The 21,770-nt window shown below is 42.0% G+C and carries 28 protein-coding genes; 5 read left to right on the forward strand and 23 right to left on the reverse strand.

Going from position 1 to position 21,770, the window contains the following annotated elements:
- Positions 1–176 precede the first annotated feature (176 nt).
- From HYT61_03540 to HYT61_03650, 23 genes are all read right to left on the reverse strand, one after another.
- Positions 177–536, reverse strand: a complete 360-nt coding sequence (locus HYT61_03540; protein ID MBI2063278.1) for a hypothetical protein — start codon at positions 534–536, stop codon at positions 177–179.
- Positions 537–564: 28 nt separating this feature from the next.
- The gene (locus HYT61_03545) at positions 565–741 is read right to left on the reverse strand and encodes a hypothetical protein (GenBank protein MBI2063279.1); all 177 of its coding nucleotides are present in this window, start codon (positions 739–741) and stop codon (positions 565–567) included.
- 2 nt (positions 742–743) lie between these two features.
- Positions 744–1,721, reverse strand: coding sequence for an FAD-dependent oxidoreductase (locus HYT61_03550; protein ID MBI2063280.1), 978 nt, complete (start codon positions 1,719–1,721; stop codon positions 744–746).
- A 54-nt stretch (positions 1,722–1,775) separates the two neighbouring features.
- The gene (locus tag HYT61_03555) at positions 1,776–2,018 is read right to left on the reverse strand and encodes a hypothetical protein (GenBank protein MBI2063281.1); all 243 of its coding nucleotides are present in this window, start codon (positions 2,016–2,018) and stop codon (positions 1,776–1,778) included.
- 28 nt (positions 2,019–2,046) lie between these two features.
- Positions 2,047–2,754, reverse strand: coding sequence for a DsbA family protein (locus tag HYT61_03560; protein MBI2063282.1), 708 nt, complete (start codon positions 2,752–2,754; stop codon positions 2,047–2,049).
- Between the two features lie 3 nt (positions 2,755–2,757).
- The gene (locus HYT61_03565; protein MBI2063283.1) at positions 2,758–3,525 is read right to left on the reverse strand and encodes a cytochrome c biogenesis protein CcdA; all 768 of its coding nucleotides are present in this window, start codon (positions 3,523–3,525) and stop codon (positions 2,758–2,760) included.
- Positions 3,526–3,557: 32 nt separating this feature from the next.
- Positions 3,558–4,031 carry a TlpA family protein disulfide reductase gene (locus tag HYT61_03570; GenBank protein ID MBI2063284.1) on the reverse strand — a complete coding sequence of 158 codons (474 nt, stop codon included), beginning with the start codon at positions 4,029–4,031 and terminating at the stop codon, positions 3,558–3,560.
- A 47-nt stretch (positions 4,032–4,078) separates the two neighbouring features.
- The gene (locus HYT61_03575) at positions 4,079–4,315 is read right to left on the reverse strand and encodes a thioredoxin family protein (GenBank protein ID MBI2063285.1); all 237 of its coding nucleotides are present in this window, start codon (positions 4,313–4,315) and stop codon (positions 4,079–4,081) included.
- Positions 4,316–4,331: 16 nt separating this feature from the next.
- Positions 4,332–4,718: a DoxX family protein gene (locus tag HYT61_03580; protein MBI2063286.1), complete on the reverse strand. Its 387-nt coding sequence runs from the start codon at positions 4,716–4,718 to the stop codon at positions 4,332–4,334.
- Positions 4,719–4,822: 104 nt separating this feature from the next.
- Positions 4,823–5,470: a DUF3179 domain-containing protein gene (locus HYT61_03585; protein ID MBI2063287.1), complete on the reverse strand. Its 648-nt coding sequence runs from the start codon at positions 5,468–5,470 to the stop codon at positions 4,823–4,825.
- Positions 5,471–5,484: 14 nt separating this feature from the next.
- Positions 5,485–5,793: a hypothetical protein gene (locus HYT61_03590; protein MBI2063288.1), complete on the reverse strand. Its 309-nt coding sequence runs from the start codon at positions 5,791–5,793 to the stop codon at positions 5,485–5,487.
- On the reverse strand, positions 5,790–6,077 hold the full coding sequence (locus HYT61_03595; protein ID MBI2063289.1) for a winged helix-turn-helix transcriptional regulator: 288 nt from the start codon (positions 6,075–6,077) through the stop codon (positions 5,790–5,792). Before HYT61_03595 ends, HYT61_03590 begins: the two co-directional genes overlap by 4 nt.
- A gap of 181 nt (positions 6,078–6,258) precedes the next feature.
- Positions 6,259–6,417 (reverse strand): hypothetical protein, encoded by a 159-nt coding sequence (locus HYT61_03600; GenBank protein MBI2063290.1) that lies wholly within the window; start codon positions 6,415–6,417, stop codon positions 6,259–6,261.
- The gene (locus HYT61_03605; GenBank protein ID MBI2063291.1) at positions 6,414–6,917 is read right to left on the reverse strand and encodes an NAD(P)H-dependent oxidoreductase; all 504 of its coding nucleotides are present in this window, start codon (positions 6,915–6,917) and stop codon (positions 6,414–6,416) included. The genes HYT61_03600 and HYT61_03605 overlap by 4 nt, the downstream gene beginning before the upstream one ends.
- A 1,124-nt stretch (positions 6,918–8,041) precedes the next feature.
- Complete coding sequence (locus HYT61_03610; GenBank protein ID MBI2063292.1) at positions 8,042–8,212, reverse strand: hypothetical protein; 171 nt, start codon at positions 8,210–8,212, stop codon at positions 8,042–8,044.
- A gap of 5 nt (positions 8,213–8,217) precedes the next feature.
- Complete coding sequence (locus HYT61_03615; GenBank protein ID MBI2063293.1) at positions 8,218–9,696, reverse strand: hypothetical protein; 1,479 nt, start codon at positions 9,694–9,696, stop codon at positions 8,218–8,220.
- An 8-nt stretch (positions 9,697–9,704) separates the two neighbouring features.
- Positions 9,705–11,387 carry a restriction endonuclease subunit S gene (locus HYT61_03620; GenBank protein MBI2063294.1) on the reverse strand — a complete coding sequence of 561 codons (1,683 nt, stop codon included), beginning with the start codon at positions 11,385–11,387 and terminating at the stop codon, positions 9,705–9,707.
- Positions 11,377–12,006 carry a hypothetical protein gene (locus tag HYT61_03625; GenBank protein ID MBI2063295.1) on the reverse strand — a complete coding sequence of 210 codons (630 nt, stop codon included), beginning with the start codon at positions 12,004–12,006 and terminating at the stop codon, positions 11,377–11,379. Before HYT61_03625 ends, HYT61_03620 begins: the two co-directional genes overlap by 11 nt.
- 6 nt (positions 12,007–12,012) lie before the next feature.
- Positions 12,013–13,542, reverse strand: coding sequence for an SAM-dependent DNA methyltransferase (locus HYT61_03630; GenBank protein MBI2063296.1), 1,530 nt, complete (start codon positions 13,540–13,542; stop codon positions 12,013–12,015).
- Positions 13,543–13,544: 2 nt separating this feature from the next.
- Positions 13,545–15,788 (reverse strand): DEAD/DEAH box helicase family protein, encoded by a 2,244-nt coding sequence (locus HYT61_03635; GenBank protein ID MBI2063297.1) that lies wholly within the window; start codon positions 15,786–15,788, stop codon positions 13,545–13,547.
- Between the two features lie 25 nt (positions 15,789–15,813).
- Positions 15,814–17,613 carry a DUF262 domain-containing protein gene (locus HYT61_03640; protein ID MBI2063298.1) on the reverse strand — a complete coding sequence of 600 codons (1,800 nt, stop codon included), beginning with the start codon at positions 17,611–17,613 and terminating at the stop codon, positions 15,814–15,816.
- A 1-nt stretch (position 17,614) separates the two neighbouring features.
- Positions 17,615–17,803, reverse strand: a complete 189-nt coding sequence (locus HYT61_03645) for a helix-turn-helix domain-containing protein (protein ID MBI2063299.1) — start codon at positions 17,801–17,803, stop codon at positions 17,615–17,617.
- Between the two features lie 81 nt (positions 17,804–17,884).
- On the reverse strand, positions 17,885–18,235 hold the full coding sequence (locus HYT61_03650) for a hypothetical protein (GenBank protein ID MBI2063300.1): 351 nt from the start codon (positions 18,233–18,235) through the stop codon (positions 17,885–17,887).
- Positions 18,236–18,526: 291 nt separating this feature from the next.
- On the opposite strand from HYT61_03650, the gene HYT61_03655 reads away from it, so the two are divergent.
- The 5 genes from HYT61_03655 to HYT61_03675 all read left to right on the forward strand — a co-directional run bounded on the left by HYT61_03655 (position 18,527) and on the right by HYT61_03675 (position 21,555).
- Positions 18,527–19,006 (forward strand): hypothetical protein, encoded by a 480-nt coding sequence (locus HYT61_03655; protein MBI2063301.1) that lies wholly within the window; start codon positions 18,527–18,529, stop codon positions 19,004–19,006.
- A gap of 183 nt (positions 19,007–19,189) precedes the next feature.
- On the forward strand, positions 19,190–19,435 hold the full coding sequence (locus HYT61_03660) for a hypothetical protein (GenBank protein ID MBI2063302.1): 246 nt from the start codon (positions 19,190–19,192) through the stop codon (positions 19,433–19,435).
- A gap of 1 nt (position 19,436) precedes the next feature.
- On the forward strand, positions 19,437–19,691 hold the full coding sequence (locus HYT61_03665; protein ID MBI2063303.1) for a hypothetical protein: 255 nt from the start codon (positions 19,437–19,439) through the stop codon (positions 19,689–19,691).
- 11 nt (positions 19,692–19,702) lie between these two features.
- On the forward strand, positions 19,703–21,262 hold the full coding sequence (locus HYT61_03670) for a hypothetical protein (GenBank protein MBI2063304.1): 1,560 nt from the start codon (positions 19,703–19,705) through the stop codon (positions 21,260–21,262).
- 65 nt (positions 21,263–21,327) lie between these two features.
- Entirely contained in the window at positions 21,328–21,555 is a 228-nt protein-coding gene (locus tag HYT61_03675) for a hypothetical protein (protein MBI2063305.1), read from the forward strand.
- The last annotated feature ends 215 nt before the right edge of the window (positions 21,556–21,770 follow it).

Here is a 21,770-nt window from a genome sequence, read left to right on the forward strand (position 1 = left end):
GTGGATAGTTTCAGGAACTATAATTGGCGCAAGGCTCTACCGTGTCCGGATGTAACAATTAAGCATTCAAAATACTTGTTGTCTTTGATTTGACTTGTACTGAGCTTGTCGAAGTAATCCTCTCCCGACATTTCGGGTAAGGTTCAGAAAAGTGAAAAGTAAACCGTCAACCATAATTAGTTTTGCATTTTTGGTTTTCTGAAAAGCGATTTGTTATAGATGACAGCAGTAATAATTAATCCAACGCCCGTTCCCCAAATCTGCCATATTCCCCAAGTACTGGCAAATACATAGCGACCGACATAAAGAAGAATTGCCCCAATCACAAGCAGTATAAATGGTTTTTGATTTTTATGCGCTCGGTAGTCCAAAATAAAGCCAACTGCACCAAGAGTAATGAAACCAAAAGCAATCCATCGCCAAACTGGTATTAAGGCACCTAATCCTAAATAAGTTAAAAGCGAAGCCGAACCAATCCAGCAGAGCGGACAGACACCTATTGCTCCAGCACCTAGAATAGGGGCTAGTCTCGTCACTATCTTTTTAAAAAATTCCCTCACGAACTTATTTTATATCATTATTCTTATTTTCCTCTGCTTGAGCGGTAATCTCTAAATTACAACTATGATGCTCCTTACACCATGCTTCGCATTTTTCAGCTTGTTCTTTTTCAACGTAGTGAAAACCGCATTCTTCACATTGATATAATTGCTTGACTTCTTGTATCGAAACTTTAACCATATTTATAATGCCTCCGCTGCGGGGCTTTGTTTCTGGCGCTGAAGCAGATAGTTGTAGGCTGCCAAAGCTGCCTTAACCGCATCGCCAGCAGAGATGTTATTTTGCTTATAGGGGTCATTCGTTATATCACCGGCTGCAAATATACCGGGATGGGAAGTAGAAGCATGGCGCGGGTTAATGACTACTTGCCCCCATTGATCAAGTTCTACCAAACCCTTTACTATTTCCGAGTTTGGTACCGAACCTATTTCTACAAAGACACCATCCAGAGACATTGTCCCCTCTTCTTTTGTTTGTTTGTCCCTGTATTTTAGACCAGAGACAAATTTATCACCTGTTATTTCAAGAGTCTCGGCGTTTAATATCAAACCCTTGAATTTATTGCTTTTTTTAATCTCTTCTAGCGTGGTGGCATCGCCCTTGATTTTGTCAGAGTTATTGAAGAGGTAAACCTCGGAGGCATAGGGTATCAAGTCCTGAACCGCTTCCAGTCCGGCATTGCCACCGCCAACTACCGCTACTTTTTTACCTGGGAAAAGTGGAGCATCGCAGGTTGAGCAATAAGCGACGCCCTTGCTGCTAAACTGTTCTTCTCCTGGTATTCCTAGCTTTCGACGCCTTGCACCGGCAGCGAGAATCAACGCCTTGCCTTGATATTTATTTGATTGATCGGTCTCAACTTCAAAATCGCAAGTCCTTCCCGGATCGGTGCATGCTATCGCGCTTACTTTAACTACTTTCTCTGGAGATTTTATTTCAACCATTTCTGGGTATGAGCGTATATGGGTTTCCAGTTTTTGAGCCAAGTCGAATCCTGAAATATGGGGGTCGCCAATCCAGTTTTGAATATCATCGGAAACGATTGATTGCCCGCCGAATGAATCGGCAATAAAAAGGGTTTTTAGTTTTTTCCTGGCCGCATAAACCCCGGCCGCTACTCCAGCCGGCCCGCCGCCGATAATAATTAGGTCGTAAGCCATAGTATGTGTGACAATGAATCTCCACGCAACAAATTACGCGAAGATTCATCATTTTTAGGCAGTCTTAACCTTCTCCCATAGTTCAAGATCTTGGAAAAATCTATCGTCTTCGTATTTTTTGTTTGCCATGCAAGAAAAACAGCTAGTAAACATCGCGCCTTTTTCAAAATATTGTTTCCTTCCGCAAGGCACGCATATATATTCTCCCGCTTCTTTTACCAAACTACCGACCGCGAATACCGTCTCGGCAGACTCCTGTTTTTCTCCGGTTTTATTAAAGGTTTTATTAGTAAACATGGTTTTTTATTATTTTAAGACGCTCAACCTACAGACCGCCGTTTGTTAATATTTGATCTATTAAACCGGCGAAAACTTGATATGGCTGGGCGCCAACAAGTTGACGGCCATTGAGAAAAAAGTTGGGCGTGCCGCGAGCGCCGAATCGAGCCGCATCTTGACTGTCTTTGGCTATTTCTTGCTGATATTTGCCTGATTCATAACAAGAACTGAATTGTTCCGTGTCAAGCCCCAGATCAGAAGCAAATTTTATAAGATTATTTTTTTTAAAAACTCCAACATTGTAACCGCGGCGTTCGGAATAAAGCCGATCGTGATAATCCCAATACTTCTCTTGTTCTCCGGCGCATTCTGCCGCCTCAGCGGCATTTTGGGACTCGCGACCGTTGATAACAAGGTCACGAAACACAATCTTTAGTTTTCCCGTTTTAACATATTTATCAATTAGAATTGATTCGGTCTCGTTAAAAAACTTGGTGCAAAAAGTACATTGATAATCGGCGAACTCTACCAATGTTATAGGGGCATCGGGATTGCCAAGCACGGCGTCATTATCTTCAAGAGATGTTGGGCCCGGAACGATTTGCGCGGCCTGCTGCGGGCGTGGCGCGCTGTTGCCCAGATGATTTCCCGTGGGTTGATTGGTGGCCTTTCCGCCAACTAAAATCAGTATCACTGACAGACCGATAGCGCCTGCTATCATGCTTATCGAAGTTATTAAAGATTTATTTTTCATAATTTATAAAAATCTATTTATATATTCTTCATAAAACTGGTATTGCAGCAACCAACCGCGGAATTGGTTAAAAACCGGCGTGAACTGGTTACTGATAAGGAGAGCGCCGAGCGCGATAAGAAAAATACCAGCGACAACATTGATGACCTTGAGCATTCGGCCCCACTTGGCAAAAACCGTAAACGCTTTGCCGATAAGAAGCGCAGTAATCAAAAAAGGTATGGCTAGCCCTAAAGAAAACATCATCAAAAGAAATGTGCCCTGCGCCACCGTACCGGATCCGGATGCCAGGAAAAGAATAGAACCCAAGAGCGGCCCGACACAGGGCGACCAACCGAGAGCGAAAAGCACGCCGATACCGAATGAGTTTGTCTTATTAGATGAAGTAAAAAGCTTGGGCAATCGAATCTGTTTCTCTGCGCTCAACCATGGCAGTTTTAATAATCCCGACAAAAATAGTCCGAACAGTATTATCAAGATACCGCCGATTCTTTGAAGCCATAACCGGATAACAAAAATTTTACCCAGGAATGAGAAAGCCACGCCGAATAATATAAATACCAGTGAAAATCCAAGCACATAGAAAACAGCGTTGCTGAATATTTTCCAACGTAACCGTTTTAGCTTCTCGGGATCGTTCAGCTCTTCCGGCCCGACGCCGGCAATCACACCCAAAAACGCCGGCACAAGCGGTAGAGTGCAGGGCGCGAAAAAAGTAAATACGCCGGCAACAAATGAAGAAAGTATTAATGCGATACCAAATTCTATCATCGTTTATTTGATTATTTTATTTATTTTTTGGATTAACTCTGCCTGTGGGGCATCGCAAAGCCTCCGTAACGTCCATAGATAGAGTCGGATTTATCGTTAAGAAAAACAAGGGCATCGGCTAGACTAAGCTGGTCCGTGAATTTTTGGCCGGTTTTCTGATCTTCGCCTCGGTTAATCGCCAAAGTAACATACTGGCCACCGGATTGTTTTTGAACACGGGCCATAAGCGGAAGCTCTTCAACGCAAAACGGACACCATGACGCCCAGAAATTTACGAACACCGGTTTCTGTCCGCGAAAATCAGACAACCTTACGGTCTTGCCGTTATAATCTGTTAATTCAAAATCGGGCGCGAGATTGCCGATCTTTGTCCCCGTTGTTAGCTCGCCTTGCGGTTCTTCCGTGGTTGAGGGCGTTGAAACTGATGTTTCTTTTTTGCCATCGCGCAAAACTAATGCCAAAACCGCCGCAATAATTATGACTATAATTGGAATAATTTTTTTCATATTTCGTGCATTATTTGCAACCGCAAGCGGGGGCACCGTCTTCCTTATTATTTTATCCCAAGTAATTGCGAAAGCCGCGGCTTATCAAAGCCGACAACAATCGTGCCGTCAATATCAATAACCGGCACTGACATTGCTCCTGATTTTTCCATTGCTTCCTCCGCTGCGGCGTGATCTGACGCCACATCTTTTTCCTCGTAGACGACATTATGCTCTTTGAAAAAAGCTTTGGTCATCTTGCAATATGCGCAGGTGGGTGTTGTATATATTGTTACTTTAACCATAGTTTTGTTATTTTAATTACTGAATTAACCTATAGTATCCGCCGCCAGTAAAGAATATCGCCAGGTTAGATGCCAACAATATAAAATCAAACTCCCAACCGGTTTTATCCATCGCGGAAAACCTCGTTTTCCATTTTGTCATCTTGAAATATATTGCCCCGACCATGACAATAGACAGCAAGATGGATGCTAACTGTATATAAATTCCTAAGAGCAGACCTATACCAGAAAGGGCTTCAATCATACCAAGCATGAATACCTCACCTCCGGACATGCCCATCATCTGACCCATCATGCCGGCTTTCATCAGTTTTGGCAGGCCATGGTAAAGAAAGATGATTGCTACCGCCAATCTCAATATCAGTAAACCGAGATTGGCATTCAAAAAAACTGATGGATCCATTCTGTTTAGATAAACTAAGCTGATGTTTCTCTGTTTTGATTTTCAACTCAGAAAAAGCATCATTCTTAATTATTAATGGGTTGAACTCAGCTCGATGGGCCAAATTATTTATATAATTCCGTCTCCGGATGAACTGCTAACCAACTGAACCAGAATCCTCCAATATATGGAAGCGGTTTTTTGTTTGCGCCGATAAACATTCTCACTTCTCCTTCCGTTTTTTTCTGGATTAGAATCTGCTTTCCGCTGAACGTATCTTTTGTCTCTCCGGCTTTCAGAGCTTCCGAATGATATGCTTTGTACTTTCCATCAATCTGAATTCCCAAAACAAATTCTTTGGGGTGCAGACGGGTATCGCTAAAGGATGCACCGAAGGAAACATCGTTGGAGGTGTAATAATCGCCATAAGGATCGTAGCCGTAACTTCTGATGGTTCCCGTGTCTTTAGAAAGAACGGTTGTGCCGGGATGCAGTTTTTTCCAGTCGCTGTATCTGACTACATCGGATGGGATAACTTTCAATTTCGTTCCTGTAAACTCACCGACAATCGCTTCGCCGAGCACCTGTGACCATAGAGATTCCTTTTGGGGGTCACCGGTTCGGTTATACATAACAAGGTTGGACTTCCAGAGCTTCCCGGAAGTGCCAAATTCCACTGTCGTACCGTCTAATTTTCTTTCAAAAACAATACCAGTCAGACAAAGGGGGCAATACGTGACCAATACTGGTTGATTGCCAACGGTGTCATTCACAATCTCATGCCAAACTAGTATTTGATAAGGATAAAATCGGAATCCGCTTCTTTAGTGGATAGAAATTTCGGGTCATCAATTGAGGGTATGCCGTCTTTAGGCGGACCGCCGGATAGAATTTCATTTAATGGTACGGAATGTTTTACCCCGTCGGTTATTAAAATTTTTCTGTCTGATATTGGCATGTTGAAATCAGAATTGGCCGGCGCTGTTTCTAAAACTTTGGTCTCTCCTTTGGGCAGTTTAAACTGGCGCGATTGGTTATAAAAATAAAACCCGCCAACTCCAAGCAATAACACAATAATTATAACCCATTTTATCATTTAACTGTTTTTATAAGTTTAATTAGCTGGTTAGTTAGTTTGTTATCTCTATTAAGGCAATAGCATATCTCCTGACCATAACGGCACCTAGAAACAACACCCAAAAGCTCTAACTTTTTCAACTGGTGAGAGATGGCGGATAAAGATGAGTTCGTCATTTCAGATATCCTGCCTACGCAAGGCTCTTTCTCTGCTATTAAAACCTTAAAAATACTGATCCTGGTAGGGTCGGACAAGAGGCTAAAAACTTCCGCTGGTTCTAATTGTTTGTATTGGTCATTCATGGATTCGATTAACTCACCATGGGTTGATTCTATAAGCTTATCACAACTTGAAGAATTGAGCAACTATTCAAGTATACTACCTGAAAAATATGCCGTCAACTGTGGACAACTTGAACATCAAAAAACTGCCCCTGGGCAGCTTAAATTAAAATCATCGTTTATCTATCGCCGAGCGTTTCTTTCATTTTGGTGTTACTTCCGTTCCGCCTCTGGTACCGACCCCGGCAAAATGCTTTTTTTCAAAATCATTGAGTTCGTCTTTATGATTTTTAGCCAACATAGCGTAATTCATCAAATTACGGGCCATCACATCAACCATTGCTTTGGTGGCTTTGCTCATTCTCCTTTTTTCAGCATCTTGGTCCATGCTTCCGCCACACTCTCGGGCGGTATGACAAATCCGAGCCACTGCAAAAAATTGCATAAATTGCCAACAATATGTTGGACCCCGTCTTCGTGACCGGTAATAATCAAACCGGCAATTTTATGATAGAAATCAGATTTTCCGGTCATAATATATGACTCGTCAAAATGAGTCATCCTTTCCATAACCCGTTGAATCAAACTTGATTGCCCGCCCCACCAAATAGGGGTAGCGAAAATAACAATATCAGCTTTCCGCAAGGCATCGGCAATCTTGGGCCAGTCGTCGTCATCAGACATCTTTTCCCCCAGGCCAACCGGGATATTCATATTGGCTAAACGAAATTTCTCCATTTCTGTTCCATATTCATTAAAATGCTTCAAAAGATTATCAACAAGCTCGTCTGTATTAGATGGCCCATCGCCAACCTTAAGAGTTCCCAATAAAACCACTATTTTTATTTTTTCTTCAAACATAATTTATTCAATATTTGTCTTTATTCCACAAATCTTGCAGAACTTATGCCAAAAATTAGGATGATCGACAATCAGCTCTTCCAATATAGCAAACGGAATGACAATAACAATAGCGCCCAACATAATACGGGGGGTTATTATTTGATCAGTTAAGAAGTATAAAGACAACAAGTTGTCGGCTAGGTTGGATATTAAACCGAAAATTACAAACTCCAAAATTCTGAATATGGTTTTAGGTTTCATGTATTCATTATATCCGCCATTTAAAAATAAGGTAAGAGAGTAGGCCAAGTTGTAAAGTTGGAGTTAGCCCCGTATCTAATAAGGGTATGATCGGCATTAATGAAGTATATGCCCATCGACCGCTACTGATAGCAAAACGTTCTAGTACAACCGCAACAACAACACCGAATATTAACGCATACCATTTTCTTTCTCTAAAATATGAAATTCTTATAAATAATACAGCTAAAAGTGTTATAAAAAAAGCATCAAAAAGCGTAGCTCGCAATAAAATGAGTTGAGTTATCTCTCCTGCCTTATAATGGATATACAGATACGAATACAGATTTTCCCAAACTAAATTCAACAAGAAACTAATTATAAAAATTAGAGATAATTTCTTAAACATTAGGGCTTTTGATCGAGTTGAGGACGGAGGCAGGTCGCAACACACCAGAAACTACTTGATAGGTGGGTAAACGCCTTTATGGCCTATGACTGAAAGAAGGCTTTTGCTGATCCAGAAGTGGCTATTAAACAGATATGTCAGCTACTGGCCACAATATAGTGAATTAAAAAACTACTTCCCTGGCCTATCAAAATCTGGCCCTCGGGGTTCTTTGTCTACAAAAGGTTAGAACTGGATAAAAACCGCTTAAACAAAGCACAAAAGGAAGCTCTCGCTTCCCTTCATTCACACTGGCTCGCTTGGCTAACCGCTTTCCGAACAACGGACTGGTCTAAAATCTTCCCATATCCATTGGTTTCTTTGAGGCAGATGCGCTACTTACTCACTTTAGTGGACTAACTTTTGCCCTCTTTTTTGCCTTTTTGAATAATTTTCGAACCGGACGACTCCAGCCCAAAAAATCGGGTACTTTACTGCTTACAATACTTTGCATTTAGGATCCTTGTTTGCGCGCCGGTTCTTCCTTGATTCGACGAAGTGTTTCGTCGAAGAGAATGGCGAAGGCGTCATCAAGATTACGCTGACCTTCTTCAGTTAAAGGAAGCTGGTGATAGCGCAGCTCAACAAGTAACGGTTTCTGTTTTCTTTTTTTCTTGGTGGTCATGACAATTACATTACCAACTTCCTATATGCCCCATCTAAAAAAGTGTCTATTGCTCTGATCTGATTATCTCTCCTTAAATCGAGGAGTGTTTTTATATCATCGTCGTCAAGCGCGATGATAAAACCTCGATCGTCGGACGCTGTATCTTTGCATCGTTGAATGAAGCGCGTCTTGTTGGTAAAACTCCTGCATATTAACAATCCGAATCTGCCACGATTAGTAGAAAACCTACCGGACAACTGGTCGAGTTCGGGGTTAGCCGGATCAGATGAGTAATTCTTACACTCAACAAAAATATAGCTTGATGGTACTCGCTTGTTCTGCGGTAATTCCCAAAAGAACCCTTTTTTTGCAGCGTTTTCGAAAACGATATCAACTTTCTTTCTCCTTTCATGTAGCGGCTGCTCCTTTTTCGGATTTATAAGAAACGGATAAAAAATGGCAGTGAGCGCCCCTTGAATATGGTTATGGAAATTGTCTGCGTCAGCATCACCAGTATCTATACGATCCAGTTCTGCTTTTAGAGCATCGAAGTCAAAAGCTGGGCGTGCACCTATAGCATCAATGTCTTCGTTACTAATTTCTTCGAGATTGTACTGTTTACTGTCGCGATATCGTCGCAAAACTTCCGGATGATCTTTCGAAAAAGTGTAAAGAAATTGCTTCGAATGAGGGTGAAGTTCTTTGAGTGCCTTTTTTGTAGGCGGTCTACGCGTTCCATCTTTAAGCACCCTCACAAGGGCAGAGTTCGCGCTTAAATGCTCTTCCTGTAAAAAGTTTAGTACGAAATGCTGATAGTATTCCTGATGGCTAAACTCCAAACTAAAACGCGCAACTGCTTTAGGGACAAGTAAAACATTTCTATCATTACACACCGGAAGATTAACATACTCATTAGTCCATTCATTACGAACCGTATTCCAAACAGTGCCGCTTGGTACGTTGTGCATTGTAATACCCCAAAATATACATTCGTTTTGGGTGTACTCGATTAACTTTCCGCGAATAATGTTAGTGGTCATGTCAGATATCTTGTCATGGCTGATGCCTTCGATAAGAAGTTCGCACTCTTCAAGATCTTTAAGAAACCCAGTTCTTACAGCCGAGCTTTCAGCCAACGCATCATATAAATCGTTCGCCTGATCTCCTCCTACACCCCTACCTCTCGGGGATCCTCCAACAGACAAACCAAAACGAGTTTGATTCGGCTCTCGCAATCCTGAAAGCATGTATTTTGCGTCATCCTTTCTATCGGCTCTGATCAAGTCGATAACTCTTTGAAAAAAATTAACGATCTGATTGTGGCAATCGATTGACCACCTATCATTCCGCTTTGAAAGAGCATAAGGATCAATAAACAAAGGAATATCCCCATTATTTATGGGAACATCGACAAAATCGAGTTCGTACTGGCTTTTACCAAGTCGGAAGTTCTCCGAAAAGGTTTCGTATCTTCTTGGTTGTTGTGTTCTTTGTCTTGGCATGGTTCATGCTATTTGATCAATTTCTTATTCCAGCCCTTTGATTTGATGAACTTGAGCGTGCCTTCGATTTCGGCTTTCCTAAACTTGTTTGGTTTCCATGCTTGAATCTTGTCATTGATCGTTGTGAGATCGTCGCTTTTTGCATCCTGCACAACCTTGCAGACGGTTGCCAAGCACTCAATTTGAGCGCTGGTGGAGTTTTTAATTGCCGGCATAAGATCATTAAGGACGGACTCCATGTTGCTCAAGATTTTTGAGTTGTATTTGAAGAGTTTACCGGAGTTAGCGCCTAAACCATAGACGCCGTTTTTTTGCTGAAAGAAGCCATTGCGAGGACTTGCGCCGGCGGTGATGGCTTTCTTAATCTGTAGATCGTAGGGGCCGAAGTTCTGCGAGGTAAAGCTGAAGCCGAGCGGTACCCTGTAAACTTCCTGCGCGAGATATAAGAGCTTCGCCACAACCATTTCACCACGTTCAAAACGTTGCAACACCGCTCCGATGGCTTGCCACACCGGAAAGACACTTGCTTTGACAGGAACAGCAGCCACGCCCTCTTTTACCAACTCACCAGCAAGCGCTTTTGACAAGGCGGAATCAAAAAGTTCCTTCAGCTTCTCTTTTTGAACGAGAAGTCCTTTTTTATACTCTTTAATAGCACTAAACCTCTCGGCAATGGCATGCTGGTCTGTCGTTGGTGGTACCATGATTTTTATTTTTTTAAGTGCGGTAGAGTTTACTGCGGCTTGATTTACCCACGGCGTGCATAGATAACGAAATCTATCGGTTGAATATAAGTATTGAAGATATATAGAGAAGTAGCGCGGATCTAATACTTTTTCGTTTGTGCGAATCCGAGTGATGTGATTTGAAAAGACATACTTGTAATCCTTGTCTATGTAAACGCTTTTTCCAACTAAACTAATACTGTTTGTATTATTAAATAGGACATCACCACTCTTCAGGAAATAAGTTTCCGCATGTGGGTAATCCTGTGGAATATACTTGATGCTATCAAAGTTCAAACTACCGTCATCGCCGATATTATTAGGTCTGATTTGTCCAATACCCTTCCCAACCGGACGGAAGGCAAAACCATTCGTAACATCGACTACTAACGCACCGATCTTTTCTTCCTTCCAGCTTTTTGACGATGATCCAAAAATCTTATTCAAAAGCGACTGAAAAAGCTGATCTGTTTTTTCAATAAGCGCATCATTGAGTTTTTGGGCTTCGCGGATAGAATCAACACGTTCTGCAATTGCTTGTTGGGTATTTAAAGACGGCATTGGTACTCGTAAATTTTCAAGGAAGGTTCTATTCAAATGTGGTACTGCCGCTCCTTGCGCTGCTGATCTAATTTTTTGCTGATTAAATTGCAAAAGGTAAGCAAGGTATCGACTTTCCAGTGTTTCGTTATGAACCACTTTAGCAATCGTGGAACCAACAAATCCTCTTAAACCGATACCAACGGTGCCGGCATAAGCACCATCCCAAACCAATAAAACATCGTCATTGTCGCATCGAACTCCGTTATTTTCTGAAGTGTAAAGCGTATATTGACCACTTCTTAAATTTTCAATGCCAATATAAGGCAAGGTGTCCTTTGCGGCTTCTGCTGCGGAAATCATCATTTTACCTTTCGCAAAAGAAATAAGTTCGCCTAATTTTTTTGTTTGATAATTACTTTGCATAAGAATGCGCAGAGTATTGAATTCTACCTACGCGGTTTAATAAGCGCGTATCCCGAACTTTTAAGTTTTCACCATCTTTATCGAATGGCCTTATTTCTGCTTTCCAAATAGATCTACAAAAAACAGTGTTCTGATCATTCATATATGTAATTTCTAAACATACTGGTATCGCAAATTCAGCCATTTCATACCATTCTCTAAAATTTTTTATGAGTTGAAGTTTGATTCTAAATGACTCATCCTCTGTGGTCTGATAGAGGGGCACCTTATGATATCTTTCTTCTGCGATGGGCATACCGGTCGCTTTGGGTTGGGAGATATTAAAAGCCGATCCGCGACCAGAATTGAAACAGTCAAACTCTATGGAAAAAACTATTTCAAAATGATTCGCATCAGCACGGATTATGCTTCCGGCATCCATCACACCATATCCATGCTCTACTTCACTATGTCTAACCCCAACCCATATTCTTAATGGACGCAAAATTAAGCTGGGTACTGTACTTAATGCAGAATTCCAATCTGCTTTTCTGATAGCTTTTATCGAAATCCACAGTGAAACAACTGCGGTTATCCCGACTAAAATATCTGCCGTTTTAGAAATTATTTCAAAATTCATAATCTTTTATCCCAGTTTATCTGTCATCTCTTCTTGTAATTTTGTTAGATCTTTATTGATTTTCTCAATTTCTTTCAAAATAATTTTTGGCTCGCGGTGTTTTATCTCTTCTCCGATAGCATATGGGTTATAAGTGTTTGCAGAAAGTATGTAATCATTTTCGATGATTTCTTTAACTGGCGTAAACCATGCAAGCTGTTTTTCAACTGCGCGGTTTTTATGCCAGAGTTCCAACAGCTTCGGAATATCATTTCTATATTGGCTGCCGAATTTTTTGGATGCTGAAAGCGATGAACCATCACCTTGCATATCAAAGAACCATACCTTTGCAGATTCATCGAGTTTCGGCACCGCCTTTTTTTTGAACACCAAGAAGGACGTTTTTACGCCGGCATACGGCTGAAACACGCCTGCCGGCATGGAAACAACCGCCTGTAAGTCCGTATTTTCAAGTAGAAAACGGCGGATCTCTTTATCATCGCGGTTGGTACCAAAAAATGAACCTTCGGGAAGGATTATGCCGGCTCTGCCATTGGGCTTGAGCGAGTTTATAACATGACCCAAAAATAGAACCTGTGTTTTGGTTGATTTGACCGGCAAGGTTGGTTTTATACGTTCCCGATCAACCTTTCCAGAGAATGGTGGATTTGTAAGGACAATATCGAATGTGCGCAGATCATCCTCATCTTCAGATCCAGCAACCGTGTCTTTGCGCTTAATGTTCGCACTCTCTATGCCATGTAATATCAAATTCATAAGTGCTAACCGCACCATCTCCGGATCAACATCAGAACCCAAAAAGGTTTTTTTGGTTAGAAATTCCCACTGTTTTTTATCGAGCTTATCTCCAAACCCCCTCTTGTGTCCATTTTCCTCTTCAATGCTTTTGGGATCGCTATTTCTTAATCGGATCCAATCATAGCCGGAGATGAGGAAGCCACCAGAACCACACGCAGGATCATAAACAGTTTCGCCAATTTTTGGATTCACCATTTCAACTATGACGCGAACGATATGACGCGGAGTGAGAAATTGTCCAAGTTCGCCGGCTGATTCAATACTTGCAAGCAGCTCTTCATAAAGATCGCCCTTAACATCTGTGTCTAATCCTGTTAAATTGATCGTGTCAATAATTTCAATCGTGTTTTTTAATGTAACAGAATGGGGAATTTCGAGCTTCGCATCATAAAAAATTTGCCGTATGTTAGAGTGTCCATTTTGCAATCGCTCCACAAAGGGAAATACCTCATCACGAACAATTTTATACAATTCATCGCCAGCTTTTTCTTTCCAGCGCGACCATCGGAATTTTTCGTTTTTGCCCTCGAAAATTGATTTATGTTTACGCCCAGTAAGTTCTTCGCCTCTCTCCATAGAAATATCCTGTTCCTCAAGCATTTTCAAAAAAAACAAAAAGCTAATCTGCTGGATCCTTCTCACAGGGTCTCGTAAACCTGCACCCCAAAGATAATCGTTCAGGCGATCTAATTTTTGGCGAAACTCTATTCTTAATTGTTGTATTTTTTGTTCGGGCATAGTTATCGTGTACAGATCCTTTGGTTAAGCTCCGAGAGAGCGGATTGTAAAACACCTTCCTCAAACACTCGCAACGCATAATTAAGACCACCGATTTGCCGGAAGATCGGCTCGTTGAATATGGAAATATCAACCGGCTCTTTGCGAACGATACATTGCGACTTTACCAAACGCAGGATTTTTATTTGATCGGATGCAAAGTTTTTCTCGATTAGCCATGATTCAAAAAGCTGATTTACACGCTGCTCATGTAGTTGCTCTTCTGTAGGGAACTCCTTTGTTTTGAGTGCTGCTTGTATGAAGTCATTGAGCGTGCCTACCGGATAGCGATATGCTTCTCGCAAGTTTGCTTCGTTAAAATAGAACTCCGGAGAATTAAGTTTTTCGGAAAGGAAGGCGGTTTCGTCATTTGAAAGATCTTCGCCTTGTTTAACTTTTGAAATAAGCGGCTCGGTTTTAGCCATCTCTTGAACTTGCTGCTCCCATGCCACCTGATAATCATCGGCATCAATTCTTTCGCCTTCTGCTCCAACTTCGATATGCGCACGCTGCATAACCACGTCCATGTTTTCGGGTGCTGTTTCCGGCACTTGAACAAAAAGTCGCTTCACCACTTCTTCCTCTTCCTGCGTTAAATCTTCAGCTTCGGTTCCCCACGGAATACCAGCTTTAATTTTTGCATAGGCAGAATACGGATCAAATCCTTCGTCATTGAAGTAACGAGTAACGCCAGCAAAGTCATAAATACGAAAAGATGTTTTGCTGATTTTTTGATATAATCGGCTGCCACGTCCTCGCATCTGTTGGTAAAGGATCGGGGAACGTGTAGGACGCGCCATGATCAAGTTTTCTACCATTGGGACATCGATGCCGGTATCCATCATACCCACCGAAACCGCTACCATCGGCATTTCTTGGTGCTTAAAACGTCTTATGGCTCCACGAGGATCTTCGGTATCGGAAGTAATAACTTCAGCGTATCTTCCCTTATATTCCGGATATGTCTGATTGAGATAATACGCCAATTGCGCAGCGTGTTTTTTCGTAACAGCATAAAGAATGGTTTTGCGATGGTGTTTTGGTTCATGCTTTTCTTCTTCCTCTCTGAATGTTTTTGCCAATTGCTCGTTTCTTGCCGGCACATTGATTTTTCTCTCCAAATCTTCGGCGTTGTAATCTTCACCCTCAAATTGCACACCTTCTAAAGACACTTTGGTGTCGATCTGTAAGATCTCATAACCAGCAAGAAATCCCTCTTTGATGCCTCGTCGAATACTGTATAGAAATGTCGGTTTACCCTTTTTTTCACGCTCATCCCAACAACCAAAGAGCTTATAGGTGTTACGATCAATAAACACACTCGGCGTTGCTGTAAGACCTATCCGGATTGCGTCAAAATGCGATAGGACAGCGTTGTAGATGCCGAAGATGGATCTATGTGCTTCGTCCGAGATAACCACATCAAAATAACCACTTGTAAAATTCGATAGTTGCGAATAAAGAGTGGGAAGTGTCGAGATGATTATTGAGGATTCGTCTTTTTGCTTGCCTCCGTAAAGAAGCTTTGTAGGATAATCTTTCAAAATTTCATCAAAAACTTCCTTTGTTTGTATGCCTAAATCAATGCGATCAACAAGAAATAAAACACGCCGGATGAGATTCGCTTCAAACAGCCGTTTGAGATAAAGAGCTATGGTATCTGTCTTGCCAGTGCCGGTTGCCATAGCGATGAGCATTTTGCGCAAACCGCCCTCAATGGTTTTGTCCATGATCTGCATGGCCTCCTTTTGATATGGGCGTGGTGTGCGTAATTCGCCACCTTTAAAATAATTGTCGGGTACAGGAATGGCGGTTATCGGCTTTTGATCTATTCGTAGGGTTTGGATTTTTTCTAAATCGCGTTGAGAAAAGAAGGTAATTACCTTTTGCTCTGGACGATATTTGTAATCCCAAAAATAAATATCCTCTCCATTGGAAAGGAAAATGAAATCGATACCCAGCTCTTCTGCGTAGGTCAATGCCTGCTGTTTTGCCAATACTGGTTCAGTTGAAAACCGCTTTGCTTCGATAAGCCCGATGGCTCTGCCGCGTCTATCCCTCAAGAAATAATCGGCACGTCCATCCTTCACCGGATCTTCGGTTGAAACTTGATTTTTATCCTCAATATCCCAGCCAGCTTCGCGGAGTTTGCGATCGATGACAATGCGAGCGTCCGTTTCTCTTGAGTTGTTATTGTTATTTGTCATATTCATTTTCATTCTTGAGCTTGATCTATAAATTCTCGTAATACCCCCTGATCTTTTTCGCCATGAGTTTGCGGCGTTCCTTCAAAAACCTTTCGTAATCCCCAAGCTCCATATTCTGAAAGCCATCCGGTATGCAATTCTGTTTTAGGTTCTCGGCGAGATCTTTTTTATCGGTTATGCCGCCATACTTGAGCTTGCCTCCTTCGGTTTGTTTCATTACTTCAGCCATGTACTCTTTGGGAGATTTTTTGCCGACTTTGATATTTATTTCAGATTGAGCATAAGTAAAGTTGCCAATCTGGTTGTAATCGCCCCTACTTAAGCCGCCTGCTTTCTTCAGGTATTCCTTTGGAAAGAGATGATGGATGTCGCCGCGATGACTGATCATATTACCAACGGTAATGTCGGTTGAAAGAAAGCCCCTGTCGTTATTTTTAACCTGTGCCGCAAAAAAAAGATTGAGAAATGGATTGCTGATGCTCGCCTTATCGAGTTCCTGAATAAGCTGCGCGTTCCAAAAAGCATCGGAGAGTTGCGCTTCTTCGATTGATTTCAAAATCTCGCCAGCATCGCCATTGGAAATCTGCTTAATATCCGAATCAAATTGGCTTTCCGGTGATCCGGAATAACGTCCGGTGAGGATAGACATCACAAACCAGCGTTGGACATACTTTTCGATCAAGCTTGGATCGACACTCTTATCGCGCAGCTTGAGATATAAAATATAGGCAAAGTTAAGAGCGTTTTGCGAATTGATAAGGTCGTTGCTTATAAAGCCGCAGGATTTGATGATCATTACAAACCGCTTGAAGTTTGTTTCATTTACAAAATCCAGTACCGCATCACGGAGTTTTTGGAAAGACGCATCCATTATGTCTTGCTCAAAACTGCGTGTTTCAAAGTTACGCCCCGAAAGCAGTCCGACAAGATCCGCCATCTTGCCTCGTTCAAATTGTTTGGTGAAACTCACACGCAACACATCGGAATAATCCGGATCGTAGAGGTCGTCATTTTCATCTTTAAGCCATGCAAGTTTTGAAAGGTAAACAGTTTTGTTAAACTCTGCATCATTTTCAGTTATGTGTTTGTAAAACTGCGGCTCGCGCGCAAGATGGCAAAAATAGTCGACACACTTTCTTAAATTAACGCCGAAATTATCCTCCTTGTCATAAGAAGCTATCTTCGACATGGCAAAGTCAGCTTGGCTTAATACAACACCTTTGGAATTGATACGGATAAAAATCTCGGTAACCGTTTCAATATCTAAACCGGCATCAAGTTCAATAAAACCAACCTGCTTGCTTTTGATCTGTAATAACTTCTCAATGTTCTTTTCAATGAGTTCACGATTTACGTCAAGATTTTTGTCGCAATAGTCAGTTACATCTTTGAATAAGCCGCCGTCCTTACTCATAAGTTTTGAGATGTCAGCTATCCACGCCTTGTCCTTTTTTATTGCCGGTGTGAGTGTGGCAAATTCTTCTATGATGGGGTGAAATGCAATATAGATCCGTTCCTCCTTATAATCTTTATTGATAATGTTTTGACCGAGAATTGCCGCACGGAGAGCGGTAATGCGTTGCTGTCCGTCAATCAAGACCTTTTTGCCGTTGGAAATGGAGCCATCTTTAAGACGAACATCGGGGTTTTTCCATGCAATGATATAGCCGATCGGATAGCCACGATAAAGCGAATCCATCAGATCGCGCACCTTTGTCGAATCCCAAACAAACGGACGCTGGATTTCCGGTATAGCGATTTCCTTTTCCTGAACCCAATTCAGGATATTGCTCACAAAGTATTGATTGACTGTGTATTTTTGCATATTACTTTTTTGGTTTCTTGATATTCGATCGAGAACGAATAAACGCCTCGAGATCGCTCTCGCTGATCCGCCAATAGCCGACTTTGGTCGCCTTGAGCCGCCCACTCGAAATATAGCGATACAAGGATCGCTCGCTAACTCGCAAATACTTTGCCGCTTCACGTAATGTAAGAAATTTCTTTTTGGTCATAGGTCAATTGATTTCATTCTATCGCAAAAAAGCCACATGGTCAAATGTGGCAAAGTCGGTTATCTTCCTAAAAGGCAGGTGTTAGCAGGGGTAACCATTTGGACAAATATCTTCCTGTCGTTCGGTCGTCGGATCAATAGGGGTGTTTAAGTCCGGCACGGTATGGTTGCGTGCCATCAACCACCAAACGAGAAGTATCCAAAATCCCCAAAATAAAACTACTGGAACAACTTTTGAGATGTTTTTCTTTACTCTGATTTTCAACGGAGGGTGAAGTACATGTTTAAGCTCATGGCTTGCTAAATCGCCGTACTCGATTTTCTCCACACACTTTGGACACGCAACAAATTCTTTCTGCTGCTCGGAAAAGCGCTTGTTTACTCTTGCCCAGAACCCCTCGTCAATAAATGGATTTCTATTTTTTCCGCTCATAGTTTTGTGAGCGGCGAGTTTTGAAACACAAAACCCACCACTGGGAGGGCTTGCGCCCCTATGGAAGTTTCCCTCCATAACGTTAGGCACGCCCCAAATGATGGGTTTTCTATGCCTAACGATTTGCGACCATGCCGCCAGCCGAAGCCGATGGTTTAGATCATTTGATATCCAATTGTGTTTTTAAGTATATCAGAAAAACATGAGATCCTGCAACGGATGAAAAATACTGCTGGTCAAATGTGGCAAGGTCTGCTAAAATGAGTTTTAAGAATGACGATGAATATGAAAATGAATAGTAAAAAAACCGAACCATTTCGCGTTGTTATAAATACAAGTACCGACCCCAATGTGCCATTGATTGAGCTTGTACGTGGTAACCGGAAAGCCAAACTTCCACCTATTGCGATCAAAAACGTACGTCTTGATACCGATCGCTATTTGCTTGTCGTAAATGACGGCGAGCGCGTTGTTGCCTTTAAGTCAAAAAGGCACAAGAAGGGACTGGATAAAGAAACGAAGCTATTTAAAGTGCTGGTATTGCTTTTTGATTTTCGCCTCGAAAAAAAGGGTGAAAAAATACTCCACAGCAAAAACCTTAACCCCGACTACACTTCTCTAAAAAATATCGCCGGAAATAGCGGAAGCCCAACACAAGAAGCAGCATATAGAAACATAAAGCGGTTAAATGGCTACTTTGAGGAAAATGGCTTGTCTATATGGATTGAAAAACACGGCAATGATTGCCGCCTCGTAGTTAAGAAGAGTTAATACGCGGACATTATTTTTACAGAAGCGCTCGATACTTTAAGGATAAAAGCGCTCAAAAAGTAGAAAAAATCCCTCAAGGGACATTTTGAAAATGTCCCCGATTTTTCTCAATAGTGAATGATATGGTCAAAGCAAGATACGCTTTGGCTTTTTTGTTTTCCCAAGCCAGCGCGGTCGGATGATATGAAGATACTAAATGAAAAAAACTTTTATCAAACTTCTGACTTTTGCCTCGCAACGGTTATTTCACTTTCTTTTCCGATAGAAGCAGTAGATCGGCAGAACACGCGAAAAGTTCAATTTATATTTCGTCGCAATAACGTCCTCGATAAGCTGATCGAGGATTTTTGGCGTGGTGAGATCCGAATTGATCCACAGCTTTTCTATAACCAATTACGAGTGATGAAAGCTCGGATTTACAACGACTAACATGCTTAAACCATCGGCAATTGAAGAATTAAGGTCGATATTGCTCGAAGAGTTTGGGCGTGATGTTGATATTAAAACAGCCAGAACGATCGGCGAGGATTTAGTCGGCTTCTACGACACTCTCGCAAAGATCGCGCATAAGGATAAAACGATAAGCAAAAATCTTTCCCCTTGCTCGGGTTCCATAGTGGACTATCCACTTGCAATGAGTAGTTCATTGAAAAAGAGGGTGGAACCCGAACAAAGAGAAAGATAAAAAAAGAAATTATGAAAAACATTTTTAGTGGTAACCACAAAAAAGGAAAGGTGTCCGACAAACTGAAGGGCGCGGAATTGGTTTTAGATGTGATCGAAAAAAGCGACTTATGGCTCTTTCACGATCAATTAAACGAGGCATACGCCGTTATAGCTGGTGATGGAGCATCAATAATGAAAATCGACTCGCAAAAGTTCCACAACTGGCTTTTTAATCATATCTATGACGAAACCGGAAAGATCAGCAACACAGCCGCGTGCGAGGCAGCCATAAAGGTTCTGAAACATCAAGCAGAAACTGGGAATCTATTTGAGCTTGGAGTTAGGGTAAAACTGCGTGAGGGCGGTATTTGGTACGATCTCGGCGGTCAAAACTTTGTGAGTATCGCAGAAGATGGATGGTTGGTAACTGATCCTCCGCAACCAATCCTCTTTAAGAGGTTCGGGCATCAAAAAGAGCAGGTGCGACCGGAACGCGAGGGTAGCATGAATGAGTTTATGGAGCTTATTAACCTACAAGACAAAAAAGAATCTTTGCTCCTCATGGTTTACTTGGTTGCATCGTTTATTCCTAACTTTCCTCATCCTGTATTGATTGTGCATGGTTCGCAGGGGGCTGCTAAAAGTACCGCATGTAAATTGATTAAAGAATTAGTGGATCCATCTGCATTAGAAACTTCGACTATAAACGACGATAAAGACATAAAAGAATTGGTACAAGCCGCATCGCATCATTGGCTGTTAGTTCTCGATAATATCTCCTATATCTCCGAGAAAATCTCGGACACGATCTCACGAATATGTACCGGAGGCGGATTATCTAAAAGAATACATTATAGCAATGACGACGACTTCATTTACAACTTTATGCACATAGTCGCCATTAACGGAATCCATCAGATCGTAAGCAAGCCCGATCTCCTCGATCGATCAATCTTGTTGGCGCTTGAACGCATCCCTGAAGATAAAAGGATAACGGAGGAGCAACTTTGGGGTCGTTTCAATGCAATGAAAGGAAGAGTTCTCGGCGCGGTTTTCGATGCCGTATCCGGAGCATTGCGTGAATATCCGAATGTGCAGTTAGCAACATTGCCACGAATGGCGGACTTTGCACGCTGGGGATGCGCTATTGCGAGGACGCTCGGCTACACCGACGAGGACTTTATGAATGTATACAAAACGAATATCGGAAGGCAGAACCAAGAGGCGCTTTCAGCAAGCGCCACAGCAGCAGTCATCATCAAGCTCATGGAAGATAATGATGTTTTCGAAGATACACCATCTGCTCTTTTGCGACTAATGGATCCGATAGCCGACGATCTCAAGGTAAAAGAAGCGAAGGATTATCCACGACAGGCAAACTGGCTTTGGAGGCGCATTGAAGCGGTTATACCGAACCTTGCTGACGCCGGCATAAAGGTCGAGCAAACGAAAGATACTGAACGGAAGATAAAAATATCAAAGATATTGCGCGGTGATGACAGCACTGAAATTATGCCGTCTTCCGAAAAACCAGCAGAAGAACCTGCAAAAGACAGCATCGACAGCATAGACGGCACTTTCCCCCTGTAGGTTTTGGGGTTGTAGGGGTAAATAAAGAAATAGGAATTGCTGTCTGTGTTGTCGGTAAAAAAACTATGAAGAATCGAACCGAACAATTTAGAGCATGGCGAAGGCGCAATCCGGCGGCATGGAACGCTATTGTAAAGCGCTGCAAGCGCAAGGGGCGCGCGCTCAAGCTACAGTGGGTTATAAACGAGTATTCGCGCTGGCAGAAGTGGTGTGCAGCGCATCCAGCACAACACCGTAAAATAGCACGCGATTCTTACCACAGAAGAAAAACAAATAAGATCAGGGATGCTTGAGTTGTATTCATTGTCAGATTTTTATCTGGCAGCAAGCTGGGTTGTATTCGTTGTCAAAGTGTACATGGATATAACTACAGTAGTAATGTGCGCATAAAAGATGGGGTTGAACAGGAGTGCGTGTCGTATTGTCAAGCTTCGAAGCAAGTATTGCACGCAAAGAAAAGATGGCTTGATTGAAAACGTGTATTTGTTTGTCAAGCCCCGAAGAGAAA

It is taken from the genome of Candidatus Yanofskybacteria bacterium, from assembly GCA_016181175.1.
Classification (GTDB): Bacteria; Patescibacteriota; Minisyncoccia; order 2-02-FULL-40-12; family IGHO2-01-FULL-4-A; genus 2-01-FULL-44-17.

Excerpts from the sequence above, each read along its gene's own strand:
- HYT61_03545 (MBI2063279.1), bottom strand. The coding sequence starts at position 741 with ATGGTTAAAGTTTCGATACAAGAAGTCAAGCAATTATATCAATGTGAA.
- HYT61_03550 (MBI2063280.1), bottom strand. The coding sequence starts at position 1,721 with ATGGCTTACGACCTAATTATTATCGGCGGCGGGCCGGCTGGAGTAGCG.
- HYT61_03555 (MBI2063281.1), bottom strand. The coding sequence starts at position 2,018 with ATGTTTACTAATAAAACCTTTAATAAAACCGGAGAAAAACAGGAGTCT.
- HYT61_03560 (MBI2063282.1), bottom strand. The coding sequence starts at position 2,754 with ATGAAAAATAAATCTTTAATAACTTCGATAAGCATGATAGCAGGCGCT.
- HYT61_03565 (MBI2063283.1), bottom strand. The coding sequence starts at position 3,525 with ATGATAGAATTTGGTATCGCATTAATACTTTCTTCATTTGTTGCCGGC.
- HYT61_03570 (MBI2063284.1), bottom strand. The coding sequence starts at position 4,031 with ATGAAAAAAATTATTCCAATTATAGTCATAATTATTGCGGCGGTTTTG.
- HYT61_03575 (MBI2063285.1), bottom strand. The coding sequence starts at position 4,315 with ATGGTTAAAGTAACAATATATACAACACCCACCTGCGCATATTGCAAG.
- HYT61_03580 (MBI2063286.1), bottom strand. The coding sequence starts at position 4,718 with ATGGATCCATCAGTTTTTTTGAATGCCAATCTCGGTTTACTGATATTG.
- HYT61_03590 (MBI2063288.1), bottom strand. The coding sequence starts at position 5,793 with ATGATAAAATGGGTTATAATTATTGTGTTATTGCTTGGAGTTGGCGGG.
- HYT61_03595 (MBI2063289.1), bottom strand. The coding sequence starts at position 6,077 with ATGAATGACCAATACAAACAATTAGAACCAGCGGAAGTTTTTAGCCTC.
- HYT61_03600 (MBI2063290.1), bottom strand. The coding sequence starts at position 6,417 with ATGAGCAAAGCCACCAAAGCAATGGTTGATGTGATGGCCCGTAATTTG.
- HYT61_03605 (MBI2063291.1), bottom strand. The coding sequence starts at position 6,917 with ATGTTTGAAGAAAAAATAAAAATAGTGGTTTTATTGGGAACTCTTAAG.
- HYT61_03610 (MBI2063292.1), bottom strand. The coding sequence starts at position 8,212 with ATGACCACCAAGAAAAAAAGAAAACAGAAACCGTTACTTGTTGAGCTG.
- HYT61_03615 (MBI2063293.1), bottom strand. The coding sequence starts at position 9,696 with ATGCCAAGACAAAGAACACAACAACCAAGAAGATACGAAACCTTTTCG.
- HYT61_03620 (MBI2063294.1), bottom strand. The coding sequence starts at position 11,387 with ATGCAAAGTAATTATCAAACAAAAAAATTAGGCGAACTTATTTCTTTT.
- HYT61_03625 (MBI2063295.1), bottom strand. The coding sequence starts at position 12,006 with ATGAATTTTGAAATAATTTCTAAAACGGCAGATATTTTAGTCGGGATA.
- HYT61_03630 (MBI2063296.1), bottom strand. The coding sequence starts at position 13,542 with ATGCCCGAACAAAAAATACAACAATTAAGAATAGAGTTTCGCCAAAAA.
- HYT61_03635 (MBI2063297.1), bottom strand. The coding sequence starts at position 15,788 with ATGACAAATAACAATAACAACTCAAGAGAAACGGACGCTCGCATTGTC.
- HYT61_03640 (MBI2063298.1), bottom strand. The coding sequence starts at position 17,613 with ATGCAAAAATACACAGTCAATCAATACTTTGTGAGCAATATCCTGAAT.
- HYT61_03645 (MBI2063299.1), bottom strand. The coding sequence starts at position 17,803 with ATGACCAAAAAGAAATTTCTTACATTACGTGAAGCGGCAAAGTATTTG.
- HYT61_03650 (MBI2063300.1), bottom strand. The coding sequence starts at position 18,235 with ATGAGCGGAAAAAATAGAAATCCATTTATTGACGAGGGGTTCTGGGCA.
- HYT61_03655 (MBI2063301.1), top strand. The coding sequence starts at position 18,527 with ATGAATAGTAAAAAAACCGAACCATTTCGCGTTGTTATAAATACAAGT.
- HYT61_03660 (MBI2063302.1), top strand. The coding sequence starts at position 19,190 with ATGAAGATACTAAATGAAAAAAACTTTTATCAAACTTCTGACTTTTGC.
- HYT61_03665 (MBI2063303.1), top strand. The coding sequence starts at position 19,437 with ATGCTTAAACCATCGGCAATTGAAGAATTAAGGTCGATATTGCTCGAA.
- HYT61_03670 (MBI2063304.1), top strand. The coding sequence starts at position 19,703 with ATGAAAAACATTTTTAGTGGTAACCACAAAAAAGGAAAGGTGTCCGAC.
- HYT61_03675 (MBI2063305.1), top strand. The coding sequence starts at position 21,328 with ATGAAGAATCGAACCGAACAATTTAGAGCATGGCGAAGGCGCAATCCG.